The 24,032-nt window shown below is 72.3% G+C and carries 20 protein-coding genes; 13 read left to right on the forward strand and 7 right to left on the reverse strand.

Annotation, left to right across the window (positions count from 1 at the left end):
• Positions 1-124: 124 nt before the first annotated feature.
• Positions 125-1,033 (forward strand): zinc-binding dehydrogenase, encoded by a 909-nt coding sequence (locus ACJX2R_RS18180; RefSeq protein WP_413100982.1) that lies wholly within the window; start codon positions 125-127, stop codon positions 1,031-1,033.
• 32 nt (positions 1,034-1,065) lie between these two features.
• The gene (locus ACJX2R_RS18185) at positions 1,066-1,983 is read left to right on the forward strand and encodes a cupin domain-containing protein (RefSeq protein WP_413100983.1); all 918 of its coding nucleotides are present in this window, start codon (positions 1,066-1,068) and stop codon (positions 1,981-1,983) included.
• A gap of 135 nt (positions 1,984-2,118) precedes the next feature.
• Here ACJX2R_RS18185 and ACJX2R_RS18190 read toward each other — a convergent pair whose 3' ends face one another.
• Together ACJX2R_RS18190 and ACJX2R_RS18195 are read right to left on the reverse strand one after the other, a co-directional pair.
• On the reverse strand, positions 2,119-3,414 hold the full coding sequence (locus ACJX2R_RS18190) for a sialidase family protein (RefSeq protein WP_413100984.1): 1,296 nt from the start codon (positions 3,412-3,414) through the stop codon (positions 2,119-2,121).
• Between the two features lie 181 nt (positions 3,415-3,595).
• A complete protein-coding gene (locus tag ACJX2R_RS18195; RefSeq protein ID WP_413100985.1) occupies positions 3,596-4,951 on the reverse strand; it encodes a phosphatase PAP2 family protein in 1,356 nt (451 codons plus the stop codon).
• 249 nt (positions 4,952-5,200) lie between these two features.
• Between ACJX2R_RS18195 and ACJX2R_RS18200 the strand changes: the two genes are divergently transcribed.
• The 6 genes from ACJX2R_RS18200 (at position 5,201) to thrS (ending at position 11,040) form a co-directional block, all read left to right on the forward strand.
• Positions 5,201-5,935 (forward strand): response regulator transcription factor, encoded by a 735-nt coding sequence (locus ACJX2R_RS18200; RefSeq protein ID WP_413100986.1) that lies wholly within the window; start codon positions 5,201-5,203, stop codon positions 5,933-5,935.
• Entirely contained in the window at positions 5,932-6,711 is a 780-nt protein-coding gene (locus ACJX2R_RS18205) for a sensor histidine kinase (RefSeq protein ID WP_413100987.1), read from the forward strand. Before ACJX2R_RS18200 ends, ACJX2R_RS18205 begins: the two co-directional genes overlap by 4 nt.
• 182 nt (positions 6,712-6,893) lie before the next feature.
• A complete protein-coding gene (locus ACJX2R_RS18210) occupies positions 6,894-8,138 on the forward strand; it encodes a cytochrome P450 (protein ID WP_413100988.1) in 1,245 nt (414 codons plus the stop codon).
• A gap of 47 nt (positions 8,139-8,185) precedes the next feature.
• Complete coding sequence (locus ACJX2R_RS18215) at positions 8,186-8,383, forward strand: ferredoxin (protein ID WP_413105888.1); 198 nt, start codon at positions 8,186-8,188, stop codon at positions 8,381-8,383.
• Positions 8,380-9,570 carry an NAD(P)/FAD-dependent oxidoreductase gene (locus ACJX2R_RS18220; protein ID WP_413100989.1) on the forward strand — a complete coding sequence of 397 codons (1,191 nt, stop codon included), beginning with the start codon at positions 8,380-8,382 and terminating at the stop codon, positions 9,568-9,570. The genes ACJX2R_RS18215 and ACJX2R_RS18220 overlap by 4 nt, the downstream gene beginning before the upstream one ends.
• Before the next feature lie 213 nt (positions 9,571-9,783).
• Positions 9,784-11,040: a threonine--tRNA ligase gene (thrS, locus tag ACJX2R_RS18225; protein ID WP_413100990.1), complete on the forward strand. Its 1,257-nt coding sequence runs from the start codon at positions 9,784-9,786 to the stop codon at positions 11,038-11,040.
• A 392-nt stretch (positions 11,041-11,432) separates the two neighbouring features.
• On the opposite strand, the gene ACJX2R_RS18230 is transcribed toward thrS, so the two are convergent.
• From ACJX2R_RS18230 to ACJX2R_RS18240, 3 genes are all read right to left on the reverse strand, one after another.
• Positions 11,433-12,578, reverse strand: a complete 1,146-nt coding sequence (locus ACJX2R_RS18230) for a serine hydrolase domain-containing protein (RefSeq protein WP_413100991.1) — start codon at positions 12,576-12,578, stop codon at positions 11,433-11,435.
• A gap of 115 nt (positions 12,579-12,693) precedes the next feature.
• Positions 12,694-13,233, reverse strand: coding sequence for a hypothetical protein (locus tag ACJX2R_RS18235; RefSeq protein ID WP_413100992.1), 540 nt, complete (start codon positions 13,231-13,233; stop codon positions 12,694-12,696).
• Positions 13,230-13,970, reverse strand: coding sequence for a hypothetical protein (locus ACJX2R_RS18240; protein ID WP_413100993.1), 741 nt, complete (start codon positions 13,968-13,970; stop codon positions 13,230-13,232). The genes ACJX2R_RS18235 and ACJX2R_RS18240 overlap by 4 nt, the downstream gene beginning before the upstream one ends.
• A gap of 126 nt (positions 13,971-14,096) precedes the next feature.
• Between ACJX2R_RS18240 and ACJX2R_RS18245 the strand changes: the two genes are divergently transcribed.
• A complete protein-coding gene (locus tag ACJX2R_RS18245; protein WP_413100994.1) occupies positions 14,097-14,636 on the forward strand; it encodes a GNAT family N-acetyltransferase in 540 nt (179 codons plus the stop codon).
• A 73-nt stretch (positions 14,637-14,709) separates the two neighbouring features.
• On the opposite strand, the gene ACJX2R_RS18250 is transcribed toward ACJX2R_RS18245, so the two are convergent.
• A complete protein-coding gene (locus tag ACJX2R_RS18250) occupies positions 14,710-16,818 on the reverse strand; it encodes an MFS transporter (protein ID WP_413100995.1) in 2,109 nt (702 codons plus the stop codon).
• A 188-nt stretch (positions 16,819-17,006) separates the two neighbouring features.
• Between ACJX2R_RS18250 and ACJX2R_RS18255 the strand changes: the two genes are divergently transcribed.
• Together ACJX2R_RS18255 and ACJX2R_RS18260 are read left to right on the forward strand one after the other, a co-directional pair.
• Positions 17,007-18,113: a peptidoglycan-binding domain-containing protein gene (locus tag ACJX2R_RS18255; protein WP_413100996.1), complete on the forward strand. Its 1,107-nt coding sequence runs from the start codon at positions 17,007-17,009 to the stop codon at positions 18,111-18,113.
• A 410-nt stretch (positions 18,114-18,523) separates the two neighbouring features.
• On the forward strand, positions 18,524-19,174 hold the full coding sequence (locus ACJX2R_RS18260) for an HAD-IA family hydrolase (protein WP_413100997.1): 651 nt from the start codon (positions 18,524-18,526) through the stop codon (positions 19,172-19,174).
• Between the two features lie 92 nt (positions 19,175-19,266).
• Here the strand turns inward: ACJX2R_RS18260 and ACJX2R_RS18265 are convergent, their stop codons facing one another.
• Positions 19,267-19,848, reverse strand: a complete 582-nt coding sequence (locus ACJX2R_RS18265) for a TMEM165/GDT1 family protein (RefSeq protein ID WP_037947190.1) — start codon at positions 19,846-19,848, stop codon at positions 19,267-19,269.
• 1,404 nt (positions 19,849-21,252) lie between these two features.
• Here ACJX2R_RS18265 and ACJX2R_RS18270 point away from each other — a divergent pair.
• The gene (locus ACJX2R_RS18270; protein ID WP_413100998.1) at positions 21,253-21,912 is read left to right on the forward strand and encodes an HNH endonuclease family protein; all 660 of its coding nucleotides are present in this window, start codon (positions 21,253-21,255) and stop codon (positions 21,910-21,912) included.
• Between the two features lie 130 nt (positions 21,913-22,042).
• Positions 22,043-23,851 (forward strand): alkaline phosphatase D family protein, encoded by a 1,809-nt coding sequence (locus tag ACJX2R_RS18275; RefSeq protein WP_413100999.1) that lies wholly within the window; start codon positions 22,043-22,045, stop codon positions 23,849-23,851.
• The last annotated feature ends 181 nt before the right edge of the window (positions 23,852-24,032 follow it).

A 24,032-nucleotide genomic window follows, 5' to 3' on the forward strand; every position in this document is an offset into this window, starting at 1 on the left:
CGTGCTGACACAGATCGTCAACTGATTGATTCTCACGGGACTGGCCGCTGTCCTGGCCGTGCGTAAGGGTTTTGCGTACCGCGCCGAGTGTTCAGGCGCATCCACGAGAGAAGGAAACACATCCATGCGCGCCCTTGTGGTCGATCACGGCGAGGCCGGACCCGTCCGGTTCGCCGATGTCGATGAGCCCGTGCCGTCCAGCAACGAGGCGTTGGTCGAGATACGGCACATCGGTCTCAACTTCGGAGAGCTGAATTACGTGCACCAGTGGCCGGCCGGCACTGTGCACGGTCACGACGCGGCCGGCGTCGTGGTGCGCGCCGCATCCGACGGTTCGGGGCCGCCCGAGGGTGCGCGCGTCGCGGTGGGAATGGCTCCCCACGCGTGGGCGGAGCGGGTGGCGGTCAGCCCCGCCTCGCTCGGCACCGTCCCCGAGGGCGTGGACCTGGCCGACGCCGCCGCGCTGGGGATCGCCGGAGTCACCGCGTTGCGGGTACTGCGCAAGCGTTCCCTGCTGGCGCGCAACGTCCTGGTCACCGGCGCCAGCGGGGGCGTGGGGCACTTCGCCGTCCAGCTGGCGGCGCTGGCGGGCGCCCGGGTGACGGCACTCGTCGGTTCGCCGGACCGGGCCGCCGGACTCCGGGAACTCGGCGCCGACGAGGTCCTGACCGACCTGGCCGAGACCGAGGACCGGTTCGACCTCGTCCTGGACACGGTCGGCGGGCCGCTGGTGGGCCAGGCGTGGAGTTCCCTCGCCGAGGGCGGCACCATCCACCTGGTCGGTTACTCCTCGGGGCAGGAAACCACGTTCCCGTCAGGGGCCTTGTTCGGCTTCGGCGAACCCCGCGCCATCGCCACCTACGGCGACATGACGCCGACCAGCGGGGAGCTGACGGACCTGCTGGGCCTCATGGCCGCCGGAAGGCTCTCGGCACCGGTCGGACTGCGCGGCGACTGGCAGGACGTGGACGACGCCGTCCGGGCGCTGTTCGCGCGGAAGGTGCACGGAAAGGTCGTTCTCGACGTGGCCTGAAACCCTGGACGACGGTGGACGAGAATGGACCCATGGACGTGCTGGCGGAGGTCTTGCGTGTTTCGGGTGCGCGTGGGGCGCTCGGGGTCAGGCTGGAGGCCGGAGGAACCTGGGGCCTGTGGCTGGACTCCTATCCGGGAGCGGCGCTGCACGTGGTGTCCCGTGGCACGATGTGGCTCCACATCACGGGCGAGAAACCTCTTCAGGTGCGGGCCGGAGACGCCGTCCTGGTGTCGCCGGGCACCGCACACGGGATAGCCGGCGGCGCCAGCGTGACGATGGGTTCCTGCGACCGTGAGGCGGCGGCCCGGGCCTTTGGCGATGGCCGAGCCCTGCGGCTGGGCTCGGCGCCGGTGCAGACGGAAGTGATCGTCCTGCACTATGAGCAGGACCCGGAGGTGAGCACACCGGTGCTCACCTCCCTCGCCCGGCCGATGCACGTCACAGCCCACCAGAACGCGCAGCTCAGAAGGACCGTCGAACTCCTCGCCGCAGAGCTCGCACAGCCGCAGATCGGCACCACCGCCGCCATCAACAGCATCGTCGACCTTCTGCTCGTCCAGTTCGTACGCGCCTGGCTGGCCCGCCACCCGGAGGAGCGGTCCGGCTCATGGCTGGGAGCGATGCGTGATCCGATCGTGCGCGACGCCCTGGCGTGTGTCCACGGCCAACCGGAACACCCCTGGACCACGGAGACCCTGGCCGCCGCGACGAGCGTCTCCCGGGCGACGCTGACCAGGCACTTCCGGTCCGCCCTCGGACAGACGCCGGGCGCGTACATGACGCAGTGGCGCATCGACCTGGCGTCCGTCCGGCTCCGCGATACCGATGAGCCGGTCGAGTCGATCTCCGGCGCGGTCGGCTACGCCTCTCCGCACGCCTTCAGCCGTGCCTTCCGACGTGCCCGGGGCATGGCCCCGGGCGAGTACCGCTCTCGACTCCGCGAGTGATCGGGCCCCGTGGAGGGGCGGGTCATGACGGGCGCCCGCCGAACTGCCAGCGGTGGACCTCGATGTCCGCGTACCGGTCCGGAGTCAGGACGGCGCGGGCCGTCTCCGGGCCGGACGCTCGGACCAGAGCGCCGATCACATGCCATCCGTGGCGTGGTACGGGCGGCACACTTCCCCGGCGTAGTCGGTCGCGATCTCCAGCAGCTGGCGCCCGTCGGCCGAAGGCAGGAGGCTGGAGCTGTAGTTGGGGCAGAAGTCGACCTTGTCGGACTTCACGGCGACGGGGGCCGGAATCTCCTTCCAGGCGCCCTCTCCGCCCTCGCTGTTGGTCCAGACGGTGCGCCCGCTGCCCTCGGCCTTGCTGCCGTCCGCGTTGTACATCACCTGTCCCACCAGCAACAGCTTGCCCTGCGGATTTCCGTCCTCCGGCGCCCAGGCCAGGGTCGGCGCGTGCCTGAAGTACTTGCCGTCGGCCGTCTCGGGCCGGGTGCCGAGGTTGGCGGGGTCGCCCCAGTCCCAGCCGTCGGAGGAGGTGCGCACGTGCACGACGCAGGAGAACTTGGGGTCCTTGGAGCAGATCTCGTACGTCATGACGTACTTGCCGTCCGGCACCTTCCGTACGACCGCCATCCCGGGGCGGTCGGAGACCGGGGCGCTGGCGACGGTGTCGTGCAGGCCGTCCCATGAGACGCCGTCCCGCGAGCGTACGGCGACGAGCTTCTGGCTGTGGTTCGGATCGGTCTCGTCGGAGTAGTGGCAGACCAGGTTGCCATCGGCGTCGATGGAGAACTCCGGCTCCCACAGTCCCTTGGCGTTCGTCGCGGTGGCGACCGTGGACAGAGGGCTCCAGGTGCGGCCCACGTCGGTGCTCTTGAACACCCGTATCGACATATGGCGGCTGGATTCGGGCTCGTCCTGGCCGAATGAGGCGGCCCAGAGCAGCGTGCCGGCCGGCATGTCACCGACCTGTTGCGGCAGTTCATAGAGGGTCGCGCAGCACAGCCCCTTGCCGTCGTCGGCGGACTTGGGGTCGGCGACCGTGCCCACCTGGTTGAAGTTCGCTCCGCCGTCGGTGCTCTCCTGGATGGCGCCGACGCCGTTGCCGCCGTTGGGGACGACGGTCGAGGCGAGCACGCGGCCGTTGTCCTTCCCGCTGTGCTCCAGACGGATCGCCCGGGGGTAGAGGCCCGTGCCGTCGCGCAGCGGCTTGGGGCCCGTCTTTCGCAGGGCTGCCGCGCCGCCCTCGCCGTTCTTCGCCTCGGCGTCGGGGGAGCCGGAGCCCTGGGAGGCGGCGTCCTGGGAGCCGGTGGAAGACCCGGCTTTGGTGTCGCCGTCGCCCTGGCAGGCGGTCAGCCCGAACGCGGCGACGGCGGCCACCGCGGCGGCGGCGACCTTACGAGCGTGGTGATGTCCGGTGCGGCGGCGTGACATGAGACTCCCCCCTGTGTCGCGGGTGGCCCCCGTCCCTGTCCTTCGGGGGCCCGTGACACCAAGGCTGTCCACCGCCGCTGATGATCCCCTGCCGATCGGCTAACGCGTCGCTAACCGCCCTCGCCATGTGGTCGACGGCCGCATCATGGCCGTCTCATGGCCGCCTTACGGTCAACACGGCTCACACCATTTCGGGCTGCGGTTCCGGTCGCAGCGCGGATGCGGCCTTCGGCTGCCACAGCCTGGTGGTCCGCACATAGCCGTGGATCACCGAGCCCATCGCCAGCAGGAGCAGAGGTCCGAACACCCATGGATGTCTGCCCATCTCCACCGGCAGATAGCGATAGGCCACCAGGAGCGCGGCGAAGACCGCCGCACCGTGGGCGACCAGCTGGGTTCCCGACCGGTCCCAGCCACGTGCGAGCGAGCGCAGCGCCGCCTCGATGGTGAGCGCGAACACCACGCCCGCGACGAGATCCACGCCGTAGTGGTAGCCGAATCCCAGCGTCGCGCCGAGCGTGGCGACCAGCCAGAACGTTCCTGCGAACCGCAGGATCCGTGGGCCCTGGCGGGAATGGATGAAGATCGCGGTGGCCCACGCGGTGTGCAGACTGGGCATGCAGTTGCGTGGCGTGATCTCGTCGAACGGCATCGAGTGCGGGGCGCTGATGGGCGGCGGCGTGTGCGGCCACAGATTGGCCAGCGCCCAGTGCTCACCGCCGGTACCGAAGGCCCCGCCACCGTAGGCGAAGATCGGTCCGACCACCGGGAAGATCATGTAGATGGCCGGTCCGAGGAGGCCGATGGCGAGGAAGGTGCGCACCAGATGGTGGCGCGGGAAGCGGCGCTCGGCCGACACCTTGCGCAGTTGATAGATCGAGACGACGACCGCGGCCACCGGAAGCTGGATATAGACGTAGTCGAGAACATGGGCGCCGATCGGCCCCATGGCCTCGACGATCCGGCCCGCCAGCCACGACGGGTTGCCCAGCGCGTGATCGGCGGCCGCCAGGTACGGATCGAGCACCGTCGGGCGGGACTTCGCCGTGATGAGCAGCCAGGTGTCGCCGGTCTTACGGCCCGCCACCAGCAGCAGCCCCAGCCCGACGCCCTTCAGCAGCAGGGCGCGTTCCCGGCCGGTGCGGCGCGTGACCGCGATGACCGCACAGCCCAGCAACACCCACAGCGCGCCGTTGCCGAAGGGGTGCCCTTCGGTCACCTTCGCGTCGGCCACCCACCGCACCAGGAAGATGACGATGTCGATGCCGATCGCGACACCGGCCGCGATGAACCGCTCCCGCCAGGTGAGCACCACCATCATCAAGCCCATACCGGCATACAGCAGAAAGCCCGATTTGGGGGCGAATACCACCTCTTGCACCTGATTGGTCATCGGCCCCGGCAGGCCGTAACGTCGGGCGGTGATCTCCAGCGCGACGAGGAACCCGAGGAGCACCACACCCGCCGCGGCCCACAACACCGTCCGTGGCCGGCGCCACGCGGCGAACGTTATTCGGCTGTTTATTCGCGAAAACATCCGCGATGCTATAGATATCAATTGTTTGGCCGATTTGCTCGATGTGGGCTGTAGGTCACTCTTCGCACCGGATAGCACGGTTTTCCGGTGAAGGGCGGGCGATGGGGGCGCTCGTCGTGAGTTCGGATCATGCTATCTGAGCGATGCCGCACAATCCGGTAAGGCATCCCGCTCCGCCCTGTCCGGATCTCATCGGTCGCGGTCAAGGCCCCGGTGCCCCGGAACGGTCGGTTCACGTACTGTCATGGCGTGTACGGGAGTGTCAGCGAGAAACCTGCGCCGGCCCGTGGCAACGGGCAGCGCATCCTGGTGGTCGACGATGAATCGAGAATCGCCGAACTGCTCTCGACCACCCTCGAGCTGGCCGGTTACCGGGTCGGCACCGCGGCCACCGGCGGGGAGGCGCTCGACCGGGTCGGGCGGGACCGGCCCGATCTGGTGATCCTCGATGTGATGCTGCCCGATCTGGACGGTTTCACGGTGTGCCGACGCCTGGTGGCGGCCGACGAGAACCATCCACCGGTGCTCTTCCTCACCGCCCGCGACTCGCTCGACTCGCTGGTCACGGGCCTCGGCATCGGCGGCAACGACTACGTCACCAAGCCGTTCCGGATCGCCGAGGTGCTGGCCCGGGTGCAGGCCCTGCTGCGCACCCGCAACCGGCGGCGGGAGGAGTCGCCGCCGGCTTACGCGGATCTGGTGCTGGACGAGACGACCCGCCAGGCGCGGCGCGGGCGGCGGGCGCTGGAGCTGACCCCGGCGGAGTTCCGGCTGCTGCGCTATCTGCTGGTCAACGCCGGGCAGGTGCTGTCCAAGGAGCAGATCGGCGAGCATCTGTGGGTGGCGGACCACCGGCGTTACGGCGACAACGCCATCGAGAAGCTGGTCTCCCGCCTCCGTCACAAGGTCGACAAGGCCGGACCCGCCCTGATCCACACCCGCCGTGGCTTCGGCTACTGGCTCGGCGGACTCGCCTCCGGATGAGCACGTACGAGCGCCAGCAGCGGCTGGAGGTCCTGCTGCACGAGCTGCGCACCTCCCTCACCACCATCCGGGGCTGGGCAGAACTCCCGCTGCAAGGGCTCAGCGACGACCCCGAGCTGATGGTGCGCGCCCTGCGCCGGATCCAGGACGAGGCCGACCATATGCACCAGGCGGTCCAGCAGGTGTTCCCCCGTGCGGACGTCACCTGGGTACGGCCGCTGGAGCGGGAGCCGGTGGATCTGCGGGACGTGGCGGACGAGGCTGTGGCCGATCTCGGGCTGCTCGACCCCGAACGCCCCATCGCCCGCGAGAACTCCGGCCGGGCGACCGTCGTCGCCGACAACCGCATGCTGCGGCACGCCGTGCGCAATCTGCTGGACAACGCGCTGCGCCACACCCCCGCCGGATCCCCGGTGACCGTGGCGGTACGCGGCCGGGTGGCCGGGGACGGGAGCGGGACGGGGACAGGGGACGGGAACGGGACGGGGGACGAGGCCGGGACCGGGACCGGGGCCGGGATCGGCGGAACGTCACGTGTCGAGCTTTCGGTCAGCGACCAGGGGCCCGGCATGGGACCGCGGGACATCGCCCGGCTCACCTCCCCGCGCGACGAGGACGAGGACGGCCGGATCGAGCTGGGCGGCGGCATCGGCCTCACCATCGTGCGGAGGGTGGTCGAGCGGCACGGCGGGGAGGTGAGCGTCAGCAGCGCACCGGGCCGCGGCACCACGGTCACCGTGGCCTTCCCCACTGTCAGCGTTTCGTCAGGAAACTGACCGGGGGGAGTCAGGTCGACCGGGTTCGCTGGTCATCACGTCCCCGGAACGCGAAGGTTCACGGCCCCGGAAGACCCCGGAACGCGAAGGTTCGCGTCCCCGTAACGCCAAGACACCCGTCCCCACCGACCCACCGAAGGTTCACGCTCCGCTCCCATCGGAACCCCCACCCGAGGAGAGACATGACCGAGACGCTGGCAGAGACCGCGCCCGAGGCGGAAGAACCGCTTCCGGAGTTTCCGATGCCACGGGCGACCGGCTGCCCCTTCGACCCTCCCCCGACCGCACGGGCGCTGCACTCCGAACGGCCGGTCGCGCGCGTACGGCTGTGGGACGGCAGCGCCCCCTGGCTGGTGACCGGGTACGCCGACCAGCGCGCCCTGCTCGCCGACCCGCGGGTCAGCGCCGAGAGCACACGGCCCGGGTATCCGCACGCGAGCGCCGGCTTCCGCGAGAACGCCGGGCGGCGGCGGTCCTTCGTCACCATGGACGACCCCGAGCACGCCCGGATCCGCCGGATGGTCACGGGACCGTTCGCCATCAAGCGGATCGAGGCGATGCGGCCCGAGATCCAGAAGATCACCGACGAGCTGATCGACACCATGCTGGCCGGGCCGACCCCGGTGGACCTGGTGCGGGCGCTCGCCCTGCCGCTGCCGTCGCTGGTGATCTGCAAGCTGCTCGGGGTGCCGTACGAGGACCACGACTTCTTCCAGCGGAACAGCTCGAAACTGATCAACCGGCACTCCTCGGTCGAGGAGGTGGTCGGGGCCAACGAGGCGCTGACCGACTATCTGGACGGGCTGGTCGCCGCCAAACTCGCCCACCCGGCCGACGACATGCTCTCCGAGCTGGCCGCCCGGGTCACGGCCGGTGAGCTGACCCAGCGCGACGCCGCCAACATGGGCGTACTGCTGCTGGTCGCGGGCCATGAGACCACCGCCAACATGATCGCCCTCGGCACCGTGGCCCTGCTGGAGAACCCCGACCAGCTCGCCGTCCTGCGGGAGACCGAGGACCCGAAGGTGATCGCCCGGGCCGTCGAGGAGCTGCTGCGCTATCTGACGATCGTGCACAACGGCCGCCGCCGGGTCGCGCTCGATGACATCGAGATCGGCGGTGAGACCATCCGCGCCGGTGAGGGGATCATCATCTACACCGGCACCGGCAACTGGGACACGGAGGTCTTCACCGAGCCCGAGCGGCTGGACATCGGCCGCGACGCCCGCCGCCACATGGCGTTCGGCTTCGGCGTCCACCAGTGCCTGGGCCAGCCGCTGGCCCGGATGGAGCTCCAGGTGGTCTACGGCACGCTCTACCGCCGTATCCCCACCCTGCGGCTGGCCACCGGAATCGACCAACTACCGTTCAAAGACGACGGTTTGGTCTACGGCGTCTACGAGCTGCCCGTCACCTGGACGTCATGAGCGACGAAGGCGGCGGGGACGGCAGCGGCGAAGGCAAGGGAGTCACCATGCGTGTGGAAGTCGATGTGCCCAAGTGTGTGGCGTCGGGTCAGTGCGTGATGATCGCACCCGATGTGTTCGACCAGCGGGAGGAGGACGGCATCGTGGTCCTGCTGGACGAACAGCCCGCGCCCGAACTCCACGCCGATGTGCGGGAGTCCGCGGTGATCTGCCCGGCGGCGGCGATACGGGTGGTCGAGAATTGAAGCACGTGGTGGTGGTCGGTGGCTCCGCCGCCGGTCTGGCGGCGGCGGAGACGCTGCGCCGGGAGGGCTACGAGGGCACGCTCACGCTCATCGGCGATGAGCCGTACCACCCGTACGACCGGCCGCCACTGTCCAAGCAGATCCTCGGCGGGCAGTGGGAACCCGACCGGGTGCCGCTGCGCACCCCCGCCGATCTGGACGCGCTCGGCCTCGAACTGCGCCTCGGCGTCGCCGCGACCGGGCTCGACCTCGCGGGCCGTACGGTCGCGCTGGCCGATGGGGCGCGGGTGCCGTACGACGGCCTGGTCATCGCCACCGGCGTCCGCCCGCGCCGGCTGCCCGGCGACGGCGGGGAGCGGGCGCATGTGCTGCGCACCCTGGACGACGCCCTGGCCCTGCGGGACCGGCTGGGCCCGGGTCGGCGGCTGGCGGTGGTCGGCGCCGGGTTCCTCGGCGCCGAGGCGGCCGCCGTCGCGCGGGGGCTGGGCGCGGAGGTCACGCTGCTGGAACCGGCGCCGGTGCCGCTGGCCCCGGCGGTCGGCGAGCGGGTCGGCCGGATGCTCTCCCAGGCCCACCACGACCACGGTGTGGATCTGCGTACCGGGGTCGCGGTGGCCGAGGTGGCCGACGGCGGGGTGCGGCTGACGGACGGCACGCTCGTCGAGGCCGACGAGGTGCTGGTCGCGATCGGCTCGGTGCCCAACACCGGCTGGCTGGAGGGCAGCGGGCTCACCCTGGGCGACGGCCTGGAGTGCGATGAGTACAGCGCCGCCGCGCCGGGTGTGTACGGCGCGGGGGACGTGGCCCGCTGGCACAATCCGCTGTTCGGCACGGCGATGCGGATCGAGCACCGGACCAACGCCACCGAGCAGGGCATGGCCGTGGCCCGCAACCTCCTCCGCCCGGACGAGCGGCGGCCGTTCGCCCCGGTGCCGTACTTCTGGTCGGACCAGTACGACTTCCGCATCCAGGCGCACGGGTATCTGCGCGGGCACGAGGAGGTCGCGGTGGTGGAGGGCGAGCTGGCGGAGCGGAAGTTCCTGGCCGTCTACCGCTCCGGGGACCGGGTGGCCGGTGTGCTGGCCGTCGGGATGCCGCCGAAGGCGGTGCGTACGTGGCGGCAGGCGGTCGCGACGCGGGCCGCGTGGCGGGACGCGGTGGGGGAGCTGCTGCCGGAGGGGGCGTAGCGGGTACACCGCGCGGTGTGCGGGCCGTGGCCCGGCGTGGCGTACGCCCGGGAAATTGCCGGGCGGGCCGCGCCGGGCCTTGCTACGGTGACCGGCATGAAGCGCGCTGCCACTGCCATGACGACGACGCCGGAGAGTGTCCCGGCGCGCTGATCGATGTTCTGATTCGACTTCTGATCCGAAGCCCCGGGGCGAGTGCCCCGGGGCTTCGCCGTGCGGTCACTCGCCGACTTCGACGAGGAGACCGCGATGTCCGACCACCGCAAGCTGGGCCGTGAACTGGGCCTGTTCGACACCGACCCGCTGATCGGCGCGGGCCTGCCGTACTGGCTGCCGGACGGCGCGACCGTACGGCACGCCCTGGAGGAGTACATCCGCGCAGCCGAGCGGCGGGCGGGCTACCGGCATGTGTACTCGCCGGTGCTCGGCAAACGGGAGCTGTACGAGCTGTCGGGCCACTGGCAGCACTACAGCGACGACATGTTCCCCCCGATGTCTCTGGGCGCGGAACAGGTCGTGCTGCGCCCGAGCCTGTGCCCCCACCATGCGGTCATCTTCCGCTCCCGAGGCCGCAGCTACCGCGAACTGCCGCTGCGCATGGCCGAGTTGGGCGGGATGTACCGCTCGGAGCTGTCGGGGGTGCTCGGCGGGCTGACCCGGGTCCGGGCCATCCAGCTCAACGACGCCCATATCTTCTGCACCCTGGACCAGGTCGCCGACGAGGCGGGGGCCGCCCTGGAGATGATCCGCCGGGCGTACGAGGCGCTGGGCATCACCCCGGCCCGCTATCGGCTCTCCCTCCCGGGCCCCGGCGGCAAGTACGTCGCCGCGCCCGAGCTGTGGCGCCGCTCGACCGCCCTGCTGACCGATGTCCTGGACCGCTCCGGGCTGCCGTACGAGGCGGTGGAGGGCGAGGCGGCGTTCTACGGCCCCAAGATCGATGTGCAGGTCGCCGACGGCGCGGGCCGGGAATCCACCCTGTCCACCGTCCAGGTCGACTTCCACCAGCCCGAGCGGTTCGATCTCCACTACATCGGCCCGGACGGCGCCCGGCACCGTCCGGTCATGGTCCACCGCAGCATCATCGGCAGTGTGGAGCGGGCCGTGGCCCATCTCATCGAGGAGCACGGCGGGGCCTTCCCCGCCTGGCTGGCCCCCACTCAGGTGGTGGTCCTGCCGATCTCCGGGGCCGAGTTGGCGCGAGCCGAGGAAATCGTCCGGCGGTGCGATGATCTCGGCCTGCGCGCGGAACTCGCCGGACCGGACGACGGCAGCCTGGGCGCCCGCGTCCGGGAGGCCCGCCTGGTCCCGTACCAGGCCGTCGTGGGCGCCCGGGAGGCGGCCGACGGCCGGGTGGCCCTGCGGCTGCGGGATGGCCGCCGGTTGGACCCACTGCCGGTGGGGGAGGCGCTGGCGCGGATCGGCGCGCGGGTGAGGGCGCACAGCCCCGACCTGTGGGATGCGGCATAGCGGGAGTCCGCGGCCCCGTGACGCCTGCGGCGGGCTTGTTCCCCTCCCCGCCCCTCCCCGAAACCGGGGCTCCGCCCCAGACCCCGCCGGGGCTCCGCCCCAAACCCCGCAAGGGCTGCGCCCTGGGCCCCGGCGCGGCTCCGCCCAAAGACCCCGCTGGGGCACCACCCCGAACCCGCAAGGGCTCCATCCCCGGACCCCGGCGGGGCTCCACCCCGAACCCCGAGGGGCCGGGGGCGAAGCCCCTGCCCCCACGGCGGAGCCGCATACCAACGCTGCGGGACATCGCCCATCCCAGCCCCTCCGGCGATTGAGGAGCGGGGCCCGGGGCGGAGCCCCGGTGGGGGTGGGGGCGGAGCCCCCGGATCGGGAAGGGGCAGGGTGGGGGGTGGTCAGCCGCCCAAGCACTTCCGCACGGTGGCGACAAGACGAGAAGCACGGGCATCGCCGTGCCCGATCATGCGGTTGGCCACATACGCGAAGCCCACCCCGAACTCGTCGTCGCCGAAGGCGAACTGACCGCCCGCCCCGTCGTTCCCGAAGCTGCGCTCCCCCAGCATCGGCCGGAAGGACGGCGAGTCCAGCAGAAAACCCGAGCCCCAGCGCGCCCCCATGTCGAAGCCCAGCCAGCCCTTCCCGGACGAGACCTCGCGGACCGCGTCCGTCACGGTCTCGGGGGCCAGCAGCCGCCGTTGGCCCTCGATGCCGGTCACGGCCGCCGCGTACAGCCCGGCGAGCCCGCTCGCCGACGCGGTGGCGCCGGCGCCGGGGAGCTCCATGCCGAGCAGCGCTGGGTCGTTCCAGCCGTGCGGCTCGTCGAGACCGGGGAAGACCAGCGCGCCGTTCATGGTCACGATGCGGGTCAGCAAATGTTCGGGCCCGGGCATCCCGGGCCGCCCCTCGGCCTCGACCAGCCGGGCCCGCCCGTCCATCTCCGCGCCGGGCAGCCCGATCCAGGCCCGCAGCCCCAGCGGGTCCCCCACGGCCCGGCGGAAGTACGCGCCCGGGGTGTGCCCGGTGATCCGCCGGATGACCTCACCGATGAGGAAGCCGAAGACATGGCCGTGGTACTCGTACGCCGTGTCCGGCTCCCACAGCGGCGTCTGCTCCTCGACGGCGCGGATCACCGGCGCCCAGTCGGCGATCTCCTCGAACGTCAGCACCCCGTCGAGCACGGGGACCCCCGCCCGGTGTCCGAGGACCATACGGCAGGTGATGGCCTCCTTGCCGTACCGGCCGAACTCCGGCCAGTACCGGCTCACCGGGGCGTCGAGGTCCAGCCGCCCCTCCTGCGCGAGGAGGTGGGCGCAGACGCTCACCAGGCCCTTGGCGCAGGAGAACACCGGCACGACGGTGTCCCGCTCCCACCCCCGCCCGCTCCCCTCGTCCGCGACCCCGCCCCACAGCTCCACGACCTTGCGCCCGCCGGCGAAGACCGTGGCGGCCGCCCCGAGTTCGGGAAACTCCTCGAAGTTCCGCGCGAACACATCCGCGACGCCGCCGAATCCCTCGTCGACCCACCCGCTGTACGCCCTCATCGCCCCCGGCCCTCCATGAACCCCGCGTAACCACAACCGCGCCACGGTAGGCCGTACCCCACCCCCACCACGAACGATTTACGAAGGCCCGTCCGCCCGACACCCCGTAGGGCACTCAGATGCTGATGAGGCGCTCCAGCACATTGCGGTAGCCCCGCATCGCCAGACGCAGCTCCTCCGTCGCCGAGCTGGCCGCGTCGTCCTCGTGCCAGGCGGCACGGAGGGTGGCGCGGCGCTCGGCCAGGAGGTCGGTGAGGCGGGCGACCACCTCCACGAGCAGGGCGTCGGCCTCCTCCACGGCGCCGCGTGGGGAGTCCACGAAGCCGCTGACCGCGTACCGCAGTCGCTGGGTCAGCTTGTCGTGCTCGCTCGTGGGCAGCACGGGGAAGCTGGGGCCGTTCGGGGTGTTCGACGGCTCGCCCGACGGCTGGGCGGAGGACCCGTTCGTCGGCGTGGGCCGGCCGCCGTTCGTCGGCTCGTGCTTCGGCATCGTCGCGTGCCAGGGCGTCATCGGCTCCGCCGCCTCCGTATTGCCCGGCGGCCGCTGGGGCAGCGGAGCCACTTCATGCTTCTCCAGCCCATGGCGGCGCTGCCCGTCGTTCTCCGTCGGATCGGTCGGATCGGTCGGGTCCGTCGGGTCCGTCGGGTCCGTCACCAGGCGCCGCCCTTCCTGGTGTGGCCGAACCGCGTATGGCCCGTACCCGTACCGGTACCCGTCCGCATCCCGGTCCCGGCCCCTGGCAGCCACCTCCGAACGCCGCTTCCGCTCCGCCGCTCGCCGTGGTGGTGGTGCTGCCGCGCGGTCTCGGAGGCGGTCGGGGTGGCGTGGGTTCCGTGGGTGCCATGGTGCGGCGGCCTGACCAGATCCTCGAAGAACGGCCTGGCGTGCACCACGGCCTCGCGCAGTTCCTCGGTGTCCGCGCGCCCCTCGCGGGCGCGGGCGGCCGTGTCGTGGAGCTGCCGGTAGCCCTGGACGTGGTCGGCGTGGTGTACGGACAGCGCCGCCACCTGCTCCTCGTAGTGGCCCGACGGATAGCCACGGTCGCGGGCGAGCCGGGCCAGGAGCTGATCGGCGCCGGTCACCGCGTGTTCCGGGGCCTCGATGAACATCTCCTGCATACCGGCCCATTCGGCCACGTACCGCTCACGCAGCTCACCGGACAGGGGCTCGGTCCTCAGATCGCCGTACCGCCGCAGCCGTTCCTCGAGTTCCCGAGCCGCCGCCTTGGTGTCGCCCGCGTGCTGGGCGACGTTCAGTTCGTACTCGGGCCCGAAGCGGCGCCGCAGAGCGCGCTCCCCGCGGCCGGCGCCCGCGCGGACGACGCGGATGATGAGCGCGGCCGCGAGGACGACCGCGACGACAACCACGATGCTGATCGCACCAGTTGACATGGTCTGCTTCTGCCTTCCCGCTGGCTTCCCCCTCCGCGTTCGGGGGGCTCCTCTCTCCGGGTAGCCCGGTCTTGGTCCCTCAAACTGCGGTGCGTCGGAGGTGCGGCGGGTGCCAGGATGCGGACCATGACGAGTACGCCTCATGCCCGAGCCGGTGAGCGCGCTCACGCCTCCCCCGCGTGGACGGTCGTCGCGCGGCCCGTCGACGACCCCGTCTCGGCCATGCTGCTGCGCGAGTACCTCGTCGATGTCGCCGACCGCTACTACCAGCTCCACGAGGCGCGGAACTCGACCCCGGAGGAGATCGAGCAGGCGCTCGCCGAGATGCCCAGCGACGATCTCGCCCCGCCGCAGGGCGTGTTCCTGCTGGCCCACCACGAGGGCGAACTCGCCGGATGTGCGGGGGCGCGGCTGGTGGACGCGCGCACGGCGGAGCTGAAGCGGGTGTACGTACGGCCCGCCAAGCGGGGGCTGGGCGGGGGCGCCGCACTGCTCGCGGCCGTCGAGGCGGCGGCGGGCGAACTGGGCGCCGGGCGGATCGTGCTCGACACCCGCCTCGATCTGGTCGAGGCCCGCGGGCTGTACGCGCACCACGGCTACCGGGAGGTTCCGGCCTTCACGGACGGGCCGTACGCCGAGGTCTGGATGGCCAAGGAGCTGGGCTGATCCGAGTGCCGGGCCCGGGTCCGGGTCCGGGGCCGGGGCCGGGTCAGGGTCCGGGGCCGGGTCAGGGGCCGGGTCAGGGGCCGCGCGGCGGCGGTGGTCTGCGGTGGTCCGGGCGGGGCGTGCCCTCCCTCGGCCGCTCCGCGTCCGAGCCGCACAGCTCCCGCGCCAACTCGTCCACCAGCTCGGTCAGATCGGTCGGGCGGTCCGGTGACCACCAGTCGCCCAGCAGTTCCGCGAGGGACGCCTCGCGGGCCCGGTAGAGCCTGGTCGCGAGCTCGCGGCCGTCGTCCGTGAGGAGCAGCTCCAGCCCGTAGCGGCGGCCGAGGCCCCGCGCCTCGATCTGCCGGACCGCCTCGGTGATGGCCCGCAGCGGTACGGGCGTGCGCTCGGCGAGCAGCGCGGGTTCGACCGAGCCGTAGTGCTGGATGCGCAGCAGCATCCAGCTCGTGGCGGGGCTGAGGTCGAGACCGGCGCGCCGGGTGATGTCCACGTAGATCTTCCGGCGGCCCTCCCGGCTGCCCAGCAGGGACAGCGCGCGGGCGCATTCGTCGCGCGAGGTGCGTTCCACCGGGTTGCTGGCGAGTATCTCGCTGCCGTCGGGCGCGGTGACGCTGGCGCGCAGCGGCTCCTCCCGGAGGTACCAGGCGAGGAGGAACGCGAGCAGTACGACCGGCACCGCGTACAGGAAGACGTCGGTGATGGAGACGGAGAACGCGTGCCGGACGGCGGCCTGGTCCGCGGGCGGCAGCCGGCCGAGGGTGCGGGGGTCGGAGGTGAGGGCGCCGGGGGTGACTCCGGGTGGCAGACGCCGTCCGGCGAGGGCGTCGGCGATATGCGGGCCGAGGTTGTTGGCGAAGATCGTGCCGAAGACGGAGACGCCGAACGAGGCGCCGATCGAGCGGAAGAACGTCGCGCCGGAGGTGGCGACGCCCAGGTCCTGGTAGCGGACGGAGTTCTGCACGATCAGCACCAGCACCTGGATGACCAGGCCGAGACCGCAGCCGAAGACGAAGAAGTACGCGCTCATCTCGGCCACCCCGCTGGACTCCCGCAGCTGGTGCATCAGCAGCAGCCCGACGGCGGTGACCGCGGTGCCCAGGACCGGGAAGACCTTGTAGCGGCCGGTGCGGCTGACCAGATGGCCGGAGACGGTGGAGGAGACCAGCGTGCCGAGGACCAGCGGCAGCAGATGGAGGCCGGACGTGGTCGGCGAGACGCCCTGCACGATCTGGAGGAAGGTCGGCAGGTAGGTCATGCTGCCGAACATCGCGAAGCCGACGATGAAGCCGATGACCGCGCAGAGCGTGAAGGTGCGGCTGCGGAAGAGGGTGAGCGGCAGCACGGGTTCGGCCGCGCGGGTCTCCACCCGTACGAAGGCGGCCAGCAGCACCATGCCGACGACCGCGAGCCCGACGATCTGCCAGGAGCCCCAGCCGTAGGTGACCCCGCCGAGAGAGGTCATCAGCACCAGGGCGGCGGCCACCACGGCGATCAGGAAGGTGCCGAGGTAGTCGATGGTGTGCGAGGTGCGGCGCACCGGGATGTGCAGGACGGAGGCGACGACGAGGAGGGCGACGATGCCGAGGGGCAGATTGACGTAGAACACCCAGCGCCAGCTGAGACGGTCCACGAACACCCCGCCGAGCAGCGGCCCCAGCACACTGGCGGCGCTGAAGACGGCGCCGAAGAGGCCCTGGTAGCGGCCGCGGTCACGGGGCGGGACGATATCGCCGACGATGGCCATCGACAGCACCATGAGGCCGCCGCCGCCCAGCCCCTGGAGCGCGCGGAAGGCGATGAGTTCGGCCATGTTCCCGGCGAGGCCGCACAGCGCGGAGCCGATCAGGAAGATGACGATCGCGGTCTGGAAGAGCCTCTTACGGCCGTACTGGTCGCCGAGCTTGCCCCACAGCGGGGTGGCCGCGGTCGAGGCGAGGAGATACGCGGTGACGACCCAGGACAGATGCTCCAGGCCGCCGAGGTCGCTGACGATCGTGGGCAGCGCGGTGGAGACGATCGTCTGATCGAGCGCGGCGAGCAGCATGCCGAGCAGCAGCGCGCCGATCGCCACGAGGACCGCGCGCCGCGGCCGGTCCCGTCCCGGGCCGGGGTCGGGGGCCGCGGCGCCGGGGGTTCCTGGGCCTCCTGGGGCCGGAGCCGGGCTGCCGGCGTCCCGCGCCATGGCGACTCCTCCTCGCTCCCCTCCCGTCCCCTCCTCATCTCTTCATCCTCATCCTCTTCATCCTCATCCCATCCTCACCTTTATGCCCCGTTACGGCCCGCCGGACCGGTCCGCACGGCGGGCGAACACCTGCGCGGAGGGCGATCGGATGCGCATAATCGCTGCGAACTCCAGGGAGGGAAAGTTCCGTGACGGCAGAGTCCTGCCCGCACTGCTTCGCACCGGCGCGCGCCAACGGCCGCCCCGGCTGTACGTGTGCCGAACGCGCCGCCGCGTCCACCGCGACGGCAGGTGCGACCGATGACCAGACCCGGCCGATCCCCCAGGTGACGCTCCCGGAGGAGCGCCCGGCCGGCCCCGATCCGCGCGATCTGCGCCTCTTCGAGGAGGCGGAGAGGGTGGCGAAGGCGGCGGCGGAGACGGCACCGAAGGGGGAAAACACCGGGATCCCCGGGAGCACGGGGATTGCCGGGATCGCCGGGAGCACCGCGATCGCCGGGAGCACCGGGAGCACCGGGAAGGGGGACGGTGAGGAGACGCGGGTGATCGACCGCGTCGAGGAGAGACCCGGCGGGGACGAGGGGTACGAGGCCGACGGCGACGGCGACGCCGACACCGACGCCGCCGGAAACACCCCTGGCCCCGGCCGTCACCGCAAGAGCAAGCGCAAGGTCGTGGGTGCCGTGCTCGCGGGCGCGGCGGCCGTGGCGGTGGCCGGTTCGCTGGTGATCGGCACCGGTCTGCTCGGCGGTGACCACAAGGAGGACGGCAGCGGCGGCGGCGCGAGCGATCGCACCCTCGCCGACAGCACCGTCAGCCCTCCGGCCGAGGAGGAGCTCCCGACCGAAGGGCCCGGCACGTCGTCCGGCTCCCCCTCGTCGAGTGCGACGCCCCACCCCTCGGCGTCCGGCTCGGCGCGGGCCGGTGCGGCCCCGAGCCACGGCGGCGGCCCCTCGGGCTCGGCCCGCCCCTCGGCGTCGGCCTCCGCGACCGACTCGGCGACGAAGCCCGGCCCGAGCGCGTCCGGCGCTCCGACCTCCACCCCGTCCGACACGCCCGAGCCGCCCGGCCCGCCGGTGCTCCGCGAGGGCGACAGTGGACCCGAGGTGGTCGAGCTCCAGAAGCGGCTGACCCAGCTGTTGCAGTACATCGGTGTGGCGGACGGGAAGTACGACGGGGGACTGCGGAGGATCGTCTCCAGCTACCAGGACCAGCACGACATCACGGGCGATCCGGACGGCGTCTACGGGGAGAACACGCGCCGCGACCTCGAATCGAGAACCGACGAGCCGTAGGGGGATGAGCCGCCACGAGCCCTATGGCTGCCGGGTGGGTCTTCCCCCTACCCGCCCCTTCCCGAAACTGGGGCCCCGCCACGTGGCGGGGCCCATATCGATACTGCGGGAAGGGGCGAAGCCCCGGCCCGGCGCCTGGGGCGGCGGAGCCCCGGCGGGTCCTGGGGCGGGGCTCCAGTGTGGGAAGGGGCGGGTAGGGGAACAGCCCGCCGCAGGCGGCACGGTCCGTCGGACACGCACGGACACGCACCAAGCGCCCCACCCCCCTGGCGCATAGCGCCCCCGCTTTGTATCGTGAAGGAACAAAGTGGTTCCGCCCGTTTTCCCTGACCGGCGGGCGGAGCCGCTTGTTTCCCTTTCCGTTGCGCATTTCCGCGGTCCGCACGCCGCGCTCGCGACCAGGAGTCCCCATGTCCCTCACCGCCCGCGCACTCCTCCTCGACATGGACGGCACCCTGGTGAACTCGGACGCCGTGGTCGAGCGCTACTGGCGGATCTGGGCCGCCGAGCAGGGGCTCGACCCCGAGCAGGTCCTCAAGGTCGTCCACGGCCGACAGGGTCACGCCACGATGGCCGCGCTGCTCCCGGACCGCCCGGTGGAGCGGAACCTGGCGGACAACCGCTGGATGCTGGAGCGCGAGACCACCGATCTCGACGGCGTCGTGCCGGTGCCCGGCGCGCCCGCCTTCATGGCCGCGCTGGCCGCACTCCCGCACGCCCTGGTGACCTCCGCCGACGAGGCCCTCGCCAGCGCCCGCATGGGCGCCGCCGGACTGCCGATGCCGGAGGTACGGGTCACCGCGGAGCGCGTCGGCGCGAGCAAGCCCGACCCGGAGGGGTTCCTGAAGGGCGCGGCCGAGCTCGGCTTCGCCCCCGCCGACTGTGTGGTCTTCGAGGACTCGGAGGCAGGCATCGCGGCGGGCCGGGCGGCCGGAATGCGAATCGTCGGCATCGGCCCGCGCGCCGGGGCCCACGCCCCGGACGCGCATGTGCGGGACCTGGAGCAGGTGCGGATCGAGGCTCTGCCCGACGGCACGATGCGGCTGCACTTCTCGGACTGATCGCTTCTCGGACTGAGCACTTCTCGGGCTGATCGCCGGGGCCCACGCCGTACGGCGGTCGCACCCCGGACGCCCGGGGGTGCGACCGCCGGTCAGGCCGCGATGGCCTCGTACAGGCTGAAGCCGGCCAGCGCCAGCATCACCAGGGCCGCGATCCTGGTGATCAGCCGCAGCGGTACGTACCGCATCAGGGTGCGGCCGCCCACGATGCCCAGACCCGCGACGGCCCACAGGGCCAGCAGCGCGCCGACGCCCACCGACAGGGGGTCGTCGTAGCGGGCGGCGAGGTTCGCGGTCATGATCTGGGTCAGATCGCCGAACTCGGCGATCAGGATCAGCGTGAAGCCCGCCCCGGAGACCTTCCAGAAGCTCTGGTCGGCGGGCTTGCGGATCTCTTCCTCGTCGTCGTCCTTCTTGAAGAGCAACATCGCCGCTCCCCCGAGGAAGAGCACCCCCACGATCGCCTGGAGCAGGCGGTGCGGCAGCAGCGTGAGCACACTGCCCGCCGCGATCGCGAGCCCGACGTGGAGGGCGAAGGCGGCGGCCACGCCGACGAAGACGTACGACGCGCGGTAACGGGTGCCGAGCATCAGCCCGGCCAGGGCGGTCTTGTCGGGCAGCTCGGCGAGGAAGACGACGCCGAAGACCACGGCGGCGACGGTGATGCTGAACACGGAATGGATACCTCGTAGATCGGGCCGCGCCAAGGGCCCCGGGGGAGGGATCGCTTCGGCACGGCAGCGTCGGACACTGCGGCCGAAGGTCTCGCTGGCGTACGGCCTCCGCGTCGCGCGGTGATCATCCGTACGCTCCGGGCGCCGGCCCGCACCTCGAGGGGCGGGCAGTATGTCGACGGTCCGGCGAGGAGCTACTCCCCTTCTGCTTCCGCCAAGCATACGGGACCCCCGCCGCACCCAGCCGCCGGGCCTCCGCCCCGGCCCCACCGTCATCGGTCCGAAGAGCCGCACCGCGCCTGCCCGCGCGGATGAGCTGGCGCGAGGGCGCTGGGATGTATGACGAGCCCCACAATCCCAGCGTCCGGTCAAGCTCCGCCGACAGCGCGCCCCACGGGGCGTCCGGTTTTCCCCTCCCCGCCCCTTCCCGATACCAGGGGCTCCGCCCCTGGACCCCGGGGGCTAGGCGCGGAGCCCCACCACGCGGCGGAGCCGCATACCGATGCCACGGGAAGGGGCGAAGCCCCGGTTTGGGACCTGAGGCGGAACCCCGGATCGGGACCTGCGGCGGAACCCCAGTTGCGGGGCCTGAGGCGTAGCCCCGGTCCGGGGCCTGAGGCGGAACCCCGGCCTGGGGCCTGGGGCGGAGCCCCGGTTTCGGGGGCTGGGGCGGAGCCCCGGTTTCGGGACCAGGGACGGAGCCCCGGATCGGGACCTGCGGCGGAACCCCAGTTGCGGGGCCTGAGGCGTAGCCCCGGTCCGGGGCCTGGGGCGGAACCCCGGCCTGGGGCCTGGGGCGGAGCCCCGGTTTCGGGGGCTGGGGCGGAGCCCCGGTTTCGGGACCAGGGACGGAGCCCCGGATCGGGACCTGCGGCGGAACCCCAGTTGCGGGGCCTGAGGCGTAGCCCCGGTCCGGGGTCTGGGGCGGAGCCCCGGTCCGGGGTCTGGGGCGGAGCCCCGGTCCGGGGTCTGGGGCGGAGCCCCGGTTTCGGGAAGGGGCGGGGAGGGGAGCAGCGCGCCGCAGGCGTCACCACCCGCCGGACACCCCCAGGCCACCCGGACCGCCCTCGCCTCCCGGCGCGCCCTCGCCGCCCGCGCGCCCGGCTCGCGGGCGGCTTGCGCGCTCGCCGGGCGGCGGAGCCGCGAGCGCCGCCCCGGGGCACGGCGTTGAGCGGCGGCGATGCCTCAACCCCGGGCGCGGGCGCGCGCGGTACATAGGCGCAACGCGAGCACGCGACGACCGCGCCGGGGCGGGTGCGCGGCACCAACTGCCTCCCAGAACCCCTTGCGTTGACATGACCGCGTCGTCACTCTGTTACCTGGCGCCCACCCCACAGCAACCCGGCGCCGCAACCATGGCCGAGCACCAGTGGCCAACGACCCCCCACCCTCAAGGGAGTTCGCATGTCGGACACGTCTTCTCGCCGTCGCGTCTACGCGCGTCGCGCCTCCGTCTTCGGCGGGTTCGTCGCCCTGCTGGGCACGCTCGTGCTGAGCGGGCCCGCCGCCGAGGCTTCCCCGCCCACCCCGCCCAGCGCCGCCACCGCCCGTACCCAGCTGGCCTCGCTGACCGTCAAGGCCGAGGGCTCGTCCGACGGTTACAGCCGCGACAAGTTCCCGCACTGGATCACCCAGAGCGGCGCCTGCAACACCCGCGAGGAAGTCCTCAAGCGCGACGGCAAGAACGTCCAGACCGACTCCAGCTGCGCGGCCACCAGCGGCACCTGGTACTCCGAGTACGACGGCGAGACCTGGTCCGCCTCCGGCGACGTGGACATCGACCACGTGGTGCCGCTCTCCGAGGCGTGGAAGTCCGGCGCCAACAGCTGGACCACCGCCCAGCGCCAGGCGTTCGCCAACGACCTGACCCACTCCCAGCTCATCGCCGTGACGGACAACGTCAACCAGGCCAAGGGTGACCAGGACCCCGCCGAGTGGCTGCCGCCCCGGAGCGCCTACCACTGCATGTACGCCCGGATGTGGGTCTCGGTGAAGTACACCTACAAGCTCACCCTCGACTCGGCCGAGAAGTCCGCGCTCAGCGGCATCCTCAACGGCTGCTGAGACACCGCGCCGAGACACGGCACCACCGGACACATCCCCCGGCACACCGCCGGAGGAACCGCCGCACCTCCTCCGTCGTTCCGTACCGTACGCATGACGAGCACATCGAAGAACGACGGAGGAGGTCCGGATGGCCGGGCTGCGCCTGGGACCACTGCTGCGCCATGTCGACTGGGAGACCGGCACCGGCGCGACCGTCTGGGTCGAGGCCGACCGGCCCTGTGAGGCCGAGGTGCGGTGCGCCGACGGCGCGGGCGGCACCGCCCGCACCTGGCGGATCGCGGGCCATCACTACGCCCTGATCCCGGTCACCGGGCTGCGGCCGGGCGGCGAGACCGCCTACCGGGTGCTGCTGGACGGCGAGCAGGTCTGGCCACCGCCGGACTCCCCGTTCCCCGACAGCACCATCCGCACCCCGGCCACGGCCCCGGCCACGGCCACGGACCCGGGGGGCGACCCCACGGTCCCGGGCCCCGCGCCCGTGCGCGTGGCCTTCGGCTCCTGCCGGTGGGCCGCACCACCCTCCGACGCCTCGCACGACCCCGTGGGGCCCGACGCGCTCGACACCCTCGCGCAGGCGCTCGCCCGCGCCCCGGAGGCCCCGCGCCCCGATGTGCTGGTGCTGCTGGGCGACCAGGTGTACGCGGACGAGACCTCCGCCGAGACCCGCCGCTGGCTGGCCGAGCGCCGCGATCTGAGCGAACCGCCGGGCGAGCAGGTGGCGGACTACGAGGAGTACACCCGGCTCTACTACGAGTCCTGGCTGGACCCCGAGGTGCGCTGGCTGCTCTCCACCGTCCCCAGCTGCATGATCTTCGACGACCACGATGTCATCGACGACTGGAACACCAGCGAGGCGTGGCAGCGCCGGATGCGCGCGACCCCGTGGTGGCGGGAGCGGATACTGAGCGGGCTGATGTCCTACTGGGTCCATCAGCACCTGGGCAACCTCTCCCCCGCCGAACTGGCCGCCGACCCGCTCTACGCCGAGGTGCGCGCGGCGGAGGACGGCACCGAGGCGCTGCGGGAGTTCGCCGCCCGCGCCGACGCCGATCCGGGGTACACCCGCTGGAGCTACCGCCGCGACTTCGGCCGCACCCGGCTGCTGATGATCGACACCCGCGCGGCGCGGGTGCTCGAGGAGGGCCGGCGGGCGATGCTGACCGACAAGGAGCTCGCCTGGGTGCGCGAGCAGGCCATGGACGGCGTGGGCGGCTTCCCCGGCCCGGAGCGGCCCGGGGCTGCCTCCGGCGGCTACGAAGAGGGCCACGACGGCAGTCACCACGAGGGCAGCTACGACCATCTGCTGCTCGGCACCTCGCTGCCCTGGCTGCTGCCGCACTTCGTGCACGACGTGGAGGCGTGGAACGCCTCGGTGTGCGGCGGCAGACGCGGTGGGCGCTGGGCGCGGATCGCCGAGGATCTGCGGCAGCGCGGCGACTTGGAGCACTGGGCCGCGTTCCCCGAGTCCTTCGACGCGCTCACCGACACCATCGCCACGGTAGGCGGCGCGCCGGGCGCGCCCGCCACGATCAGCGTGCTCTCCGGCGATGTGCACCACGCCTATGTGGCCACCCCGGACTGGTCGCGGTGGCCGTCCCGGCCGCCCCGCAGCCAGGTGCGCCAGTTGACCTGCTCCCCGGTCCACAACAGCATCTACGCCTCGATACGGCTCGGCTTCCGCTTCGGCTGGAGCGCGGCGGGGCGCGCCCTGGGCCGTGCGTTCCGGCGCCATGGGCGGGTGCCGCACCCCCGCTTGAGCTGGCACAAGACGGGCGGGCCCTGGTTCGGCAACCAGCTGATGACGCTGACCCTCCGGGGCCGTACCGCGCATCTGCGGCTGGACCAGGCGCAGTCGGACCCCGCGGGCGGCGGCGCCCGACTGGTGACGGCGCTGGAGACGGACTGGGCGGGCCACGGGGCGTCCGGCGGATCGTGACGCCTGCGGCGGGCCACGCGGCGGAGCCGCATATCGATGCTTCCCCCGCCCCGCCCCTTGAGCACCGTTCCGCGCCGTACGGCATGTGATGACGCGGTACGCCACATGATGACGCCGTACGTCACGTGATGGCGGCGTGCGTCCGTGATACGGGCCACAACGGAGCGGCAGGTTCCGGAGA

The sequence above is a fragment of the Streptomyces sp. Inha503 genome (assembly GCF_047215865.1).
Taxonomy (GTDB): domain Bacteria; phylum Actinomycetota; class Actinomycetes; order Streptomycetales; family Streptomycetaceae; genus Streptomyces; species Streptomyces lycopersici.